The sequence below is a fragment of the Agrobacterium sp. 719_389 genome, assembly GCF_900188475.1.
In the GTDB taxonomy this organism is placed as follows: Bacteria; Pseudomonadota; Alphaproteobacteria; order Rhizobiales; family Rhizobiaceae; genus Agrobacterium; species Agrobacterium radiobacter.
Map to the genome: position 1 here is coordinate 1 of NZ_FYEM01000005.1, position 12,680 is coordinate 12,680.

Consider the following 12,680-nt stretch of genomic DNA (forward strand, 5'->3'; position numbering starts at 1 on the left):
CATGGACTGGGCCTCGTTCCTCAGGCACCACAATCTGGTTCACTCGATGAGCCGACGCGGCAACTGCCATGACAATGCGGTGGCCGAGAGCTTCTTCAATCTTCTGAAGCGAGAGCGGATACGGCGCAAAGTCTACCGTTCACGCGATGAAGCACGCCAGGACGTGTTCGACTACATCGAAATGTTCTACAACCCGAAACGCAAACACGTCAGGAACGGGATGCTGTCGCCCGTCGAGTTCGAGAAGCAGCAGAAAATCTAACCCGAGGGTGTCTACGAAACTCGGGGCTATTCAGAAGTCGCCAGGATGCGGGGTGGCGGTGGCGTAGGCATAGGCAAGCCCATTTCGTGCCAAAGCGCTTGCGCGACCTTTTGCCCATGGATGTCTAGCGCGAGCCGCAGGAGATCAATCTTGAAGGTGTCAGCGCCGAATTGTGTAGGGAATGACCAACCCATCTGGTCACCTGTCTCTTGAGGCGAATCGCCTTCTGATACAGAAGGTTGATTTGTATTCCCCCGGACCCCACGCGCAGCGTCAGAAACGCCAGCTTCAGTGAACATGTCCAGCGTGTCCACCGAAGGTTTGGAAGGAAAAAGGCTCACTTTATCGTTTTCGGGAAGCTCCTGAAGGTTTGACAAATCCTCGCTAAGTGCTTGACTTTCGATGCCGGGTTTGACAGTTTTTTTCCGGTAAGCCTTTGTTTTCGGCTTTTCACGCGGGGATTGAAAATCCGCGTGTCGGTGGTTCAAATCCGCCTCCGGGCACCATTTCTCTCAAATCAATTATCTAGTGAATTGGTTATGTGGTGGCTTGCCCCATTCACAAGGCGGGGCCTTCCGGCCCATCGGCTCTTCCTATCATATGCTTTTTGACAGTTCCGATGTAGCCATCTGCCGAGCTTGTTTATTTCAAGTCGTTGGAGGGCGCACGCAAATGAACCATGTCGGTGCATCCCCTTTGCCGCCCGGCGTCGTGTATTTCGACGCCTTCGTCTCCCCGACGAGATGGCTGGACCCATGAAATTCCGGCTCGCAAATCGGATATCGTGAATGGAGTTAGGACAGACCGAAGCAGAAGAATTTCCCTCACTTTTCGCAAGGTCATCGCTCCGAAACGGTCTTGATCTGGGCGAATTACAAATGCTCCCGATTGTCCGTATTCTGCTCCGCCCGATCCCGATAAAGTGCCGCCCGGCCGAGCAGCATCAGGGAAACCGGGGTCGTCACCGTCATGAAAATGCCGATGAAGATTTCGTGGAAGGCGAAGCGGTCGCCGGACACGGAGAAATAGATGATCGATGCCATGACGATGCCGCCGGTGCCCCAGCTGGTGCCGAGGGTTGGCGCGTGCAGGCGCTCATAGAAGCTGTTGAGCCTGGCAAAGCCGATGGTGCCGATCAGCGTCAGCGAGGCGCCGAGCAGCACGAAAAAGGCTACGGCAATGGCGGCCCAGAGCGGAAATTCGTGTACCTCGTTCATTCGATCACCTCGCCGCGCATCAGGAATTTGGAAAGGGCGACGGTGGAGACGAAGCCCAGAATGGCGATCAGCAGCGATGCCTCGAAATAGATGTCGTTGCCGGTGCGCAGGCCGAAGGTCAGGAGAAGCAGCATGGCGTTGACATAAAGCGTATCCACGCCCAGCACGCGGTCCTGCGCACGCGGGCCGATGGCGATGCGATAGACTGATATCGTCATTGCTATGGCGAGCATGAACTGTGCCAGCGAAAAGGACCAGAAAAGGATAATCGAACTCATTCGAATATCTCCATCAGCAGTTTTTCATAACGGTTCTTGATGAGGCTTATCCAGGCAGCCTCATCCACATCATCGAGAACGTGAATCAGAAGCGTGCCCTGACTGGAATTATATTCGAGCCATGCGCTTCCCGGCGTCGAGGTCAGGATCGTCGCGAGAACGGCCAGCGCCATGGGGTCGCGAATATCGAGCGGCACCGCGAGGAAGCCGGATTTGCGGTTCTTTTCGCGCTCGAACAGGATGATCCTCACGACCGAGAGATTGGACCTGACGATATCATAAAGCACGATGAAGATCAGCTGCACCAGCCTGTGCCAGTTGCGGATGCGCGGCTTGGCTGGCCTCAGCGACGCCATCGCCCAGGAGGCGATAAGCGCGACACAGGTGCCAAGCAGCAGGTGCCCCGGCGAAAAGCTGTTGATCGTCATCCAGAAGAAGATCAGCGAGATCGTCAGCAGCGGATAAGGCAGGATACGGCTCATCATGGTTCCGCCTCCGGGTTCGTTCCCGCTCTCGGGGCGGAAATGACGCCCTGAATATAGCTTGCCGGCAGATCGAGAATACGCGCGGTCTCCTGCATGTAACGCATCACCGGTCCTGCCTGCACGGTCATGGCAAGCGTCAGGCCGAGCAGCAGCATGATCGGCGCGATTTCGATGACGAGCACGCGCGGCACGGTTCCTTCGATGGAGGCCCAGAAGGTGCGGATGCCGGCGCGCGTCATCGAGATCAGCGAGGCGAAACCGGCAAAGACGATCAGGAAGACAAGCCACCAGGAAAGCGTGGAAACGCTGTCATTGGCGCCAAGCCCGGAAGGGTTGAGAATGGCGGTCAGCATCGAGAATTTGGCGATGAAGCCAGAAAGCGGCGGCAGGCCGGCGAGAAGAATGCCGCAGGCGGCAAAACAGGCGCCGAGCACTGCCATGGTGGCGGGCATGGTCACGCCGACTTCTTCCTCCTCATCCTCGTCTTCGCCCTCGCCATAGGCCTCCATGGTCACGGCAAGAACGTTCGCGCCCGCATCCTGCCCGCGTTCCACCAGCTCGATCAGCATGAAGAAGGCGCTGATGGTGAGCGTGGAACTGACCATGTAATAGAGCGCCCCGGCCGCAACTGTCGGATTACCGGTGCCCATGGCGGCAAGAAGCGTTCCGGACGATACCAGAACCGAAAAGCCGGCGAGCCGCCCGAGCGCCTGTGACGCCAGAACGCCGATGGCCCCGAAGATGATGGTGGCGATGCCGCCGACAAGCAGGGCATCATGGCCGAAACCGGCGGATTCGCCGGCCGTCTGCCCGAAAAGAAGGAAGGACAGGCGGGCGATGACATAAATGCCCACCTTGCTCATGATCGCAAACAGCCCGCCGACCGGGGCCGACGCCGCGCCATAGGCGGAAGGCAGCCAGAAATTCAGCGGCCACATGCCGGCCTTGACCAGGAACGCGACGCCCAGAACCGCCGCTCCGGTTTCCAGCAGCATACGCTGGTCGGGGTTGAGGCCTTCGATACGATGGGCGAGGTCACCCATGTTCAGCGTGCCGGTCACACCATAGATGAGGCTGACGCCGATCAGGAAGAACAGTGCCGCAACGAGGTTGATGGCGATGTAATGCAGCCCCGCCTTGACGCGCTGCTGGCCGGAACCGTGCAGCAACAACCCATAGGAGGCCGCCAGCATCACTTCGAAGAAAACGAAGAGATTGAAGAGGTCGCCGGTCAGGAACGCGCCGTTGACGCCCATCAGCATCATCTGGAACAGCGAATGGAAATGCGCGCCGGACTTGTGCCACTTGGCCATGGAATAGATCAAAGACGGAATGGCAAGCAGCGCCGTCAACAGCACCATCAGGCCTGAAAGACGGTCGGCGACGAGCACGATGCCGAAGGGGGCCGGCCAGTTGCCGAGCAGGTAGACGCCGCTCGAAACCACCGCGGCGATCTCGGTATTGACGGTCGAGTTCACCTCGCGGAACAGCAGGATGGCGACCACCAGCAACAGCACGGTGGAGGTGAGGCTGATGGCGGCTTTCGCCACGCGCTGGCGCTCGTCGAAGAACAGCAGCAGGGCTGCGGTGATCAGCGGCACCAGAATGGGGGCGATGACGATGTGGAAGGGGAACGACATCATTTCGACTCCCTCCCGTCCACATGGTCGGTGCCGGTGAGGCCGCGGGCGGCAAGCAGCACGACGAGGAACAATGCGGTGGTGGCAAAGCCGATGACGATTGCCGTCAGCACCAGCGCCTGCGGCACGGGGTCGGCCAGCGTTGAGCTGTCAACGCCGTTCACCAGCACCGGCGGCGCATTGGTCTTGATGCCGCCGACGCCGAAGATGAAGAGATTGACGGCATAGGACAGCAGCGAGAGCCCGACGATGACCTGGTAGGTTCGTGGGCGCAGCACTAGCCAGACGCCGGAGCCGGTCATGATGCCGATGCCGATTGCAAGAATGAGTTCCATTACACGTCCTCCGCTTTTGCGGCTTCAGGCGTGCGAACGCGGTAGTTACGCAACGATTGGTGTGCCAGTGCTATCAGGATAAGAACGGTGGAGCCGACGACCAGCGAGAAGACGCCGAGGTCGAACAGCAAGGCCGAAGCTGTCGGCATTTTGCCGATATAGGGGATCTCCGTATATTGGAAATAGGAGGTCAGGAACGGGTAGCCGAAATACCACGAGCCGATACCCGTCGCCGCCGCCATCAGAAGGCCGAAGCCCATCCAGCGCAACGGCAGGATGCGGATGCGGTCTTCCGCCCAGCGCGCGCCGCCAGCGAGATATTGCAGCAGGAAGCCAATCGCCATGGTGATGCCGGCCGCAAAGCCGCCGCCCGGCATATCGTGGCCGCGCATGAACAGGAAGATCGAGAAGGTGATGATGACAGGGAACATCCACTGCATCACGATTGATGGCACGTAGAGATAGTCGCGAACCGTGTCCCCATTGCTGCGGTCGGGTCTTTCCGCATCGAAGGCGTTCTGCATCTGCTGCTGTTCCGGCACCCCGATGCTTTCATGCGCCGGGCGGAAACGGCGAAGCAGCGCAAAGACGGTAAGCGCCACGATCGCCAGAACAGCGATTTCGCCGAATGTATCGAAGCCGCGGAAGTCGACAAGGATGACGTTGACGACATTGGTGCCGCCGCCTTCGGTATAGGCGCGCTCCAGGAAATAGGTCGCAATCGCGTTCGGTACTGGCAGGGTCATCACGGCATAGGCGATGACGGACATGCCGATACCGCTTGCGGCCGCCAGCAGGAAGTCACGGGCGCGGCGGAGCTGCGCCGGGAATTCATTGCTGCTGTCGACCTTCTCGAAGCGTTTCGGCAGCCATCTGAGGCCAAGCAGGATGAGAACCGTGGTGACGATTTCCACCAGTAGCTGGGTGATGGCGAGATCCGGTGCGGAAAGCCAGACGAAGGTAAGGCAGGTGACGAGCCCCGAGACGCCAAGCATCACGAGGGCGGCGAGGCGGTGATATTTCGCCTGCCAGGCAGCCCCCATCGCGGCGATCATGCCGATCAGCCAGAGGATGGCGAAGATCGGATCGAAGGTCGTCACGCGCGGTAGCGATAGGGAGAATTCCGAGAGGAAGAGCGGCGAGAAACCGGCAAGAAGCGCGACAAGGATCAGAAGCCTCAGCTGCGGCTGCAGACGCCGCGTGCCGAGCGTGCTTTCCAGCCACCGCGCCCATTTCCAGGACACGGTGACGAGAATGCGCTCGAAGATGCGCTGTCCCCGCAAATGCCGGAAGACCGGCGGGCCGTCGTCGCAGCGCGAGAAATAACCGCCAAGCAGGACATAGATGGTAACGCCACCGATCAGCGCCGCAATACTCATGATGAGCGGCAGGTTGAAACCGTGCCAGATCGACAGGCTGTAGACGGGTGTCTGCGGACCGAGAACGGAAAGCACGGCCGAATGCAGGAACGGGCCGATGGACAGGCTCGGAACGATGCCGACGATCAGGCAGGCGAAAACCAGGAACTCGATCGGGAAACGCATCCAGCGCGGCGGTTCGTGTGGATTGGGGTTCGGCAGATCGACGGGTTTGGGGCCGAAGAAGACCGTGTGGATGAAGCGCAGCGAATAGGCGACGGCGAATGCGCCGGAAAGCGTCGCGACATAGGGCAGCGCGCGGTCGAGCAGCGAGTCGGCATGGGTTTCGACGGCCTCGGCAAAGAACATTTCCTTGGAGAGGAAGCCGTTGAACAGCGGCACGCCGGCCATGGCCGCGCTCGCCGCCATGGCGAGCGTCGCGGTCGCGGGCATATAGGTATAAAGCCCGCTCAGCCGCCGCATGTCGCGGGTGCCGGTTTCATGGTCGATAATGCCGGCGGCCATGAAAAGCGAAGCCTTGAAGGTGGCGTGGTTGACCATGTGGAAGATGGCCGCAACCGCCGCAAGCGGGCTGCCGAGGCTGAGCAGCGTGGTGATGAGGCCGAGGTGGCTGATGGTGGAATAGGCCAGCAGCCCCTTCAGATCCTGCTGGAACATGGCGAAATAAGCGCCAAGCAGCAGCGTGATGATGCCGGCCGCACCCACCAGCCAGAACCATTCCGGCGTGCCTGCCAGTACCGGCCAGAACCGTGCGAGCAGAAATACCCCTGCTTTCACCATGGTGGCGGAGTGCAGATAGGCGGAAACGGGTGTGGGCGCCGCCATGGCGTTGGGCAGCCAGAAATGGAACGGAAACTGCGCGCTCTTGGTCAGCGCGCCGCCGAGAATGAGGATAAGCGCCGGCAAATAGAGGGAATGGGCGCGAATGGCGGCACCAGCCTCGATGATCTTGTCGAGATCGTAGCTTCCCGCCATATGGCCGAGGATCAGCAGCCCAGCCAGAAGGCTGAAGCCGCCGATGCCGGTCACGGTCAGCGCCATGCGCGCACCGTCGCGAGCGCCGGCATTCTGGTGCCAGTAGCCGATCAGCAGGAACGAGAAGATACTCGTCATTTCCCAGAAGATCGACAGCAGGATGACGTTGCCAGAGAGGACCACGCCGAGCATTGAGCCCATGAAGGCGAGGAAGAAGGCGAAAAAACGCGGGATCGGATCTTCAGCCGACATGTAGTAACGGGCGTACAGCACCACCAGCAGGCCGATGCCGGTAATCAGCATTGAGAAAATCCAGGCGAACCCGTCCAGCCGCAGGGTAAAGTTCAGGCCGAGCTGGGGCAGCCATTCCACATCATATTTAAGAACCGCGCCGCCACTGACGCTCGTATAAAGAAAGATGCTGCTGACCAGCCCGAAAAGGGCGACTGCGCCCGCGACGGAGGCGGGGGCTGCGGCTACACCCTCGCGCGGCATGAAAGCCGTCAGGAGCGCGCCAACGAAGGGCAATGCGACAATAAATGGGAGAATGATTGCAAGTGTCATATGCGGCGGCGGTTTTCTCTCTGGAATGGGAGCCTACGGCGGGTTTCCGACGCCTCCGATCCCTCAAGGTTCGCAATGAACCCGATGATGATGACCGCCGGAATGACTAATACATAATATGCGGAGGCGCGCGTGGAACCACGCTGGCAAAGTCTCGGGAAGTTTGTGGCACGATGGCAACAGCAGCGAGCGAGGCTTCGGCGTGATCCCTGATGTTCAGGGTGAATGAAGCGAACTCGCTATAACGAAGGCCCGAACCGGCGTCGCCGGTCCTGCAGCCGACATCGTTGCCGCTATCGCAAGCTTTTTCGCGAAGAGAAACCGAACGGCCCGGATCGACGCTCTGCAATCGCTCAAGGCGGCTGGTTTTGGAAAGGGGCTTGATGCCGGAGGGCGCCTGAAAGCCGATCATGACGAGCAGGCTCGCGACCACGAGACCGATCAGCACTTGCGGATGGCGCCTTGAACTGCGGCCTTTCTCCATCCATGGCAAGTTGGCATCTCCTTGATCGTAAAGGTCTCTTTAAAGCATCACCGTTGAGCGAATATCCTGTTGATTTGTTTTAGGGGAAGCCGGACATGCTTGTCCAGCGCGCAGGCGGGAAAAACCGCCCGCAGCGTCCGATTCCTTTTCGTTTTTGCCCGTTTGCGGCAAAGTGAGGGCGGCCTTGGCTAAAAGCTTTTACAAATTTTACCGTTTGACGCCGCCGCCTGTGTTTCTTAACTTTCAAGCAAGGAATTAACCATAAAGATTGATGGTATTTCCACGGCGGAATGGGGTCTCTCCCCTTCCAGGCATGACGCCGCACTGCCGTACCGGTGCCGATCCGGTATTTTCGTTTCTTGGTTCAAGAAGGTCAGGCAAGCGTCGATGCCGCATCGTCCGCGATGGGTATGTTCGTTCAAAAATCCCCTTAAGGGTGCTGGCGTTCTGAACCTTGGCCAATTTGGCCGGGTTTTACCGGCCGTCATGTTATTGGGGACGTCGGTTGGGGCAGGATTTGCCATCAGATCAAGCGCGCAGGTCGGCAGGCGGAAGCCTGGCGGGACGGTTGCGTTTTGCCGGCCTCGATGAGACGCAATCCGATTTCCTGCGCAGCTATCGCAGCATGCTGGAGCCTTACGTCAAGGCCGGCCTGCGGGACGTGATGACCCGTTTCCAGTCCATGCCGGACTGTTCCCCGTCCTTCGAAAGTGAAAACCAGCTCGACCGCCTCCATGATCTGCAATCCTCGCATTGGAGCGTTTTGACGGATGCGCGTTTCGATGCGCTTTATGCCGAGCGGGTGAAGGTCCTCTCCGACAATTCCAGCCGCATGGGGCTTGATCCGCGCTGGCAGATCGCCAGCCACGCGGTGGTTCTGGAACATCTTGTCGGCGGGCTTGTGGCCGAACACGCGCCGCGCTCCTTCCTGCCCGGCAACCGCAAGAAAACCCGTGAACTGGCGGAAGCCGTGAAGAACGTCGTCCGTCTGGTGATGGTCGACACCGAAATCGCGGTCTCGCTGCGTTTTAATGAATTGCGCCTGCGCCATGGCCGGGAGCTGGCCGAGCAGCGTGACAGTGACCGTTCGGAAGCGGCGACGTTGCTGGGCACCGCATTGACGGCCTTTGCTGCGGGCGATTTGCAGGCCCGCATCGGCGGCGATGTACCTGAAGCCTATCGCGACGTTGCGGTTTCCTTCAATACGGCTCTGGAAACGATCGGCTCATCGTTGATCGCGGCGCAAAACAACATCGGCGAGGCTGAGGCGCTCGGCGCGCGGTTTGCCGATATGGGCCGCTCCATCGCGGAGCGTTCCCGCCAGCAGGCCGAAGCCCTTGCGGAGACCTCCCGTGCGATCCAGGCGATGATCGGGAACATTGCCGAAAACGGCGTCCGCATAGCGGCGACGGAAAAGGCGGTTTCCAGTGCCCGCGAGGCGGCGGTCGAAAGCGGCCGGGCGATCGGCGAGGCGATCGACGCCATGTCGGACATCGAACAATCCGCCGAGCAGATCGGCAGGATCATCGGTACGATTGACGAGATTGCTTTTCAGACCAACCTTCTCGCCCTCAATGCCGGCATCGAGGCGGCGCGTGCGGGTGATAGCGGACGTGGTTTCGCGGTCGTCGCGCAGGAAGTCCGGGCGCTCGCCCAGCGGTCTGCAGATGCCGCAAGAGAGATCAAGAGCCTCGTCGGGACCACGAAAACGCAGGTTGAGGGCGGCGTGCGCATGGTAAACCGCACGCAGGACGCAATCGGCGGCGTCGTCCGGCAGGTTTCAGGCATCAACGACATGATCGCGGAAGTCTCCCGGCATACGGCCGAGCAGGCCGGCGAACTGCAATCGGTTGCCGCCGATATTGGCGGGCAGCAAAAGCAGGCGGACCGGAACGCCGTCGATATCAGTGCGAGCGCCTCCGAAGCCGACGCGCTTCAAACCGTCATTCTGGAACTCGGCCGCACTATTCGCGAATTCCGCATTGCCCGTCAGGGGCAGGCGAAGGCGGCGTCGGATGCGGACCGGCAGGGCACTTCATTTATGGCCCGTGCGGATAACCGCACGGATTACGGCCAGGATTACCAACAATTCAGACGCCAAGGAGTCATGTAATGGCAGCCAGAAAAGCAGCTGAGGCGACGCTGAAACTGTCACCGGTGCTGGATCTCAACGAAGCATCGGCCCTGCACGGCAAGCTGATGACGCTGAGAGGAGCACCGTTGTCGGTCGACGCGTCCGAGGTGGAGCGTATCGGTGCACTTTGTGCCCAGGTCCTCATGGCCGGCGCGAAGTCCTGGGAGGAGGATGGCAAGCCCTTCGGTTTTGCCAGGGTGTCCGATGCGTTCGACAAGACCATGAAACTGATAGGCGTCGATATTGACCATTTGCTCCCCAAGGAGATGCAAAAGTGAAGAAAAAAGTTCTTACCGTGGATGATTCCCGGACGATCAGGAACATGCTCCTGGTCACGCTCAACAATGCCGGTTTCGAAACCATTCAGGCCGAAGACGGCATCGAGGGCCTCGAAGTGCTCGAGCAGAGCAACCCCGATGTCATCGTGACTGACATCAACATGCCCCGCCTCGACGGTTTCGGCTTCATCGAGGGTGTGCGTCGCAACGAAAAATACCGGGCGATCCCGATCCTCGTTCTGACGACCGAAAGCGATGCAGAAAAGAAGAACCGCGCCCGTCAGGCCGGTGCGACCGGCTGGATCGTCAAGCCGTTCGACCCTGCAAAACTCATCGATGCCATTGAACGCGTAACCGCCTGATACGGGACATTTCACGATGGATATGAACGAAATCAAGGAAATCTTTTTCCAGGAATGCGAGGAGCAGCTCGCCGAACTGGAATCGGGGCTTCTTAAATTGAATGACGGCGACCGTGATCCGGAAACCGTCAACGCCGTTTTCCGTGCCGTTCATTCCATCAAGGGCGGGGCTGGTGCCTTCGGTCTCGATGATCTCGTGGCTTTCGCCCACGTTTTTGAAACGACCCTCGACTGCGTGCGCTCCAACAAGCTGGAGCCGACACAGGACGTCCTGAAAGTCATGCTGCGTTCCGCCGACGTGCTGGCGGACTTGACCAATGCGGCCAGAGACGGCGGCAGCGTCGATGAAAGCCGCACCCGTGGCCTCGTCAAGGAACTGGAAGCGCTGGCAAACGGCGAAGCCGTTCCGGCATCCGCGCCGGCTCCCGTCACTGTAAAGGCGCCGGAACCCGTGAAGGCCAAGCCGACGGATGAGAGCGGCTTCGAGCCGATCCCGTTCTCCTTTACGGACTTTGCCGACGAAACCACGCCGCTGATGGAAGCGCCGTCCTTCCAGATCACCTTCAAGCCGCATGCATCGCTTTATTCGAAGGGCAACGAGGCGGCACTTCTGCTGCGCGATCTCTCGCGCATCGGCGAGATGAGCATCAATTGCGACATGTCGGAGCTGCCTTCGCTCGACAAGCTCGATCCTGAAGCATCCTATCTCTCCTGGACGGTTTCGATCGCGACCGACAAGGGCGAAGAGGGTATCCGCAGCGTCTTCGAATTCGCCGAATGGGATTGCGATCTGGAAATCGCGCCGGTTGTTTCGGATGCCGCAGACGATGCGGAAGAGCTTCCGATGATCCCGGTGCCGTTCGATCTTTCGGCCCTCGATAGCGGACCGGAAGAGCAGCCCGCTGTTGAAATCGCCACGGTGGAAGCGTCTTATGTTGCGGCAGCCGTCGAAACGGCCGTTGCAACGACGCAGATCGCCCAGAGCGTCAATGCCGCCATCGAAAAGCGTGAAGCGGCGGCAGCGCCTGCCGCAGCGCAGGCGAACGCCAACGCAGCGGCCAACGCCAGCGCCGGCCAGACCATCCGCGTCGACCTCGACCGTGTCGACCGCCTGATCAACCTTGTCGGCGAGCTCGTCATCAATCAGGCGATGCTGTCGCAGAGTGTCATCGAAAACGACGCAAGTGGCACGTCGGCCGTCAATATGGGCCTCGACGAGCTGCAGCAGCTGACGCGCGAAATCCAGGACAGCGTCATGGCGATCCGCGCGCAGCCGGTAAAGCCGGTGTTCCAGCGCATGTCGCGTATCGTCCGCGAAGTCGCCGATATGATCGGCAAGCAGATCCGCCTCATCACCGAAGGTGAAAACACCGAAGTCGACAAGACGGTCATCGACAAGCTGGCCGAACCTCTGACGCACATGATCCGCAATGCCGTTGACCACGGCATCGAAACGCCGGAAAAGCGCGAGGCTGCGGGCAAGAACCCGGAAGGCACCATCAAGCTTTCGGCCAAGCACCGTTCGGGTCGCATCCTGATCGAACTGCAGGACGACGGCGCCGGCATCAACCGCGAGCGCGTTCGCCAGAAGGCGATCGACAACGATCTGATCGCCGCCGATGCGAATCTGACCGACGAGGAGATCGACAATCTGATCTTCGCGCCGGGCTTCTCCACGGCCGACAAGATTTCCGACATTTCCGGCCGCGGCGTCGGCATGGATGTGGTCAAGCGCTCCATTCAGGCGCTTGGCGGCCGCATCAGCATCTCCTCGCGCCCGGGCCATGGCTCCACTTTCACCATGAGCCTGCCGCTGACGCTTGCCGTTCTTGACGGCATGGTGGTGACCGTTGCCGGCCAGACGCTGGTGGTGCCGTTGACGGCGATCGTCGAAACCCTGCAGCCGGAAGCGAAAAACATTCACTCCTTCGGCGCGAACCAGCGGCTGATCTCCATCCGCAACTCCTTCTGCCCGCTGGTGGATGTCGGTCGCGTGCTGAATTTCCGTCCCACCCAGGCCGATCCGGTCGAAGGTGTCGCCCTTCTGGTGGAATCGGAAGGCGGCGGCCAGCGCGCCCTGATGGTCGATGCGATCCAGGGTCAGCGCCAGGTCGTCATCAAATCGTTGGAGGCGAACTATACCCATGTTCAGGGCATTGCCGCCGCCACTATCCTCGGTGACGGGCGCGTCGCGCTCATTCTGGATGTCGATGCCATCGTCAGCGCTTCGCGCGGACAGCCACTGAAGCAGGAAATGTCGCTTGCGGCGACAGGTTGAAAGCGGATC

13 protein-coding genes are annotated in these 12,680 nt (G+C 60.1%); 5 read left to right on the plus strand and 8 right to left on the minus strand.

Going from position 1 to position 12,680, the window contains the following annotated elements; translation table 11 throughout:
- On the plus strand, positions 1 to 262 hold a 262-nt coding region (locus CFB10_RS10630; RefSeq protein ID WP_035213811.1), incomplete at its 5' end, for an IS3 family transposase.
- A gap of 26 nt (positions 263 to 288) precedes the next feature.
- Here the strand turns inward: CFB10_RS10630 and CFB10_RS10635 are convergent.
- From CFB10_RS10635 to CFB10_RS10675, 8 genes are all read right to left on the minus strand, one after another.
- Positions 289 to 750, minus strand: a complete 462-nt coding sequence (locus CFB10_RS10635; RefSeq protein ID WP_020010388.1) for a hypothetical protein — start codon at positions 748 to 750, stop codon at positions 289 to 291.
- A gap of 384 nt (positions 751 to 1,134) precedes the next feature.
- On the minus strand, positions 1,135 to 1,479 hold the full coding sequence (gene mnhG, locus CFB10_RS10645; protein ID WP_020010389.1) for a monovalent cation/H(+) antiporter subunit G: 345 nt from the start codon (positions 1,477 to 1,479) through the stop codon (positions 1,135 to 1,137).
- Entirely contained in the window at positions 1,476 to 1,757 is a 282-nt protein-coding gene (locus tag CFB10_RS10650; RefSeq protein WP_003503490.1) for a K+/H+ antiporter subunit F, read from the minus strand. Before CFB10_RS10650 ends, mnhG begins: the two co-directional genes overlap by 4 nt.
- The gene (locus CFB10_RS10655) at positions 1,754 to 2,242 is read right to left on the minus strand and encodes a Na+/H+ antiporter subunit E (RefSeq protein WP_003503489.1); all 489 of its coding nucleotides are present in this window, start codon (positions 2,240 to 2,242) and stop codon (positions 1,754 to 1,756) included. Before CFB10_RS10655 ends, CFB10_RS10650 begins: the two co-directional genes overlap by 4 nt.
- Entirely contained in the window at positions 2,239 to 3,885 is a 1,647-nt protein-coding gene (locus CFB10_RS10660) for a monovalent cation/H+ antiporter subunit D (RefSeq protein WP_003503488.1), read from the minus strand. Before CFB10_RS10660 ends, CFB10_RS10655 begins: the two co-directional genes overlap by 4 nt.
- Entirely contained in the window at positions 3,882 to 4,217 is a 336-nt protein-coding gene (locus CFB10_RS10665) for a Na+/H+ antiporter subunit C (RefSeq protein ID WP_003503487.1), read from the minus strand. The genes CFB10_RS10660 and CFB10_RS10665 overlap by 4 nt, the downstream gene beginning before the upstream one ends.
- The gene (locus CFB10_RS10670) at positions 4,217 to 7,135 is read right to left on the minus strand and encodes a monovalent cation/H+ antiporter subunit A (protein ID WP_003503486.1); all 2,919 of its coding nucleotides are present in this window, start codon (positions 7,133 to 7,135) and stop codon (positions 4,217 to 4,219) included. Before CFB10_RS10670 ends, CFB10_RS10665 begins: the two co-directional genes overlap by 1 nt.
- 106 nt (positions 7,136 to 7,241) lie before the next feature.
- Positions 7,242 to 7,619 carry a hypothetical protein gene (locus CFB10_RS10675; RefSeq protein WP_020010392.1) on the minus strand — a complete coding sequence of 126 codons (378 nt, stop codon included), beginning with the start codon at positions 7,617 to 7,619 and terminating at the stop codon, positions 7,242 to 7,244.
- Positions 7,620 to 8,136: 517 nt separating this feature from the next.
- On the opposite strand from CFB10_RS10675, the gene CFB10_RS10680 reads away from it, so the two are divergent.
- Genes CFB10_RS10680 through CFB10_RS10695 form a run of 4 tightly spaced genes read left to right on the plus strand, consistent with a single transcriptional unit; the run spans position 8,137 to position 12,671 of the window.
- Positions 8,137 to 9,732 carry a globin-coupled sensor protein gene (locus CFB10_RS10680; RefSeq protein ID WP_256387383.1) on the plus strand — a complete coding sequence of 532 codons (1,596 nt, stop codon included), beginning with the start codon at positions 8,137 to 8,139 and terminating at the stop codon, positions 9,730 to 9,732.
- On the plus strand, positions 9,732 to 10,031 hold the full coding sequence (locus tag CFB10_RS10685) for an STAS domain-containing protein (protein WP_003503483.1): 300 nt from the start codon (positions 9,732 to 9,734) through the stop codon (positions 10,029 to 10,031). The genes CFB10_RS10680 and CFB10_RS10685 overlap by 1 nt, the downstream gene beginning before the upstream one ends.
- On the plus strand, positions 10,028 to 10,393 hold the full coding sequence (gene cheY1, locus CFB10_RS10690; protein ID WP_003493773.1) for a chemotaxis response regulator CheY1: 366 nt from the start codon (positions 10,028 to 10,030) through the stop codon (positions 10,391 to 10,393). The genes CFB10_RS10685 and cheY1 overlap by 4 nt, the downstream gene beginning before the upstream one ends.
- Before the next feature lie 16 nt (positions 10,394 to 10,409).
- Positions 10,410 to 12,671, plus strand: coding sequence for a chemotaxis protein CheA (locus CFB10_RS10695; RefSeq protein ID WP_020010394.1), 2,262 nt, complete (start codon positions 10,410 to 10,412; stop codon positions 12,669 to 12,671).
- Positions 12,672 to 12,680 lie beyond the last annotated feature (9 nt).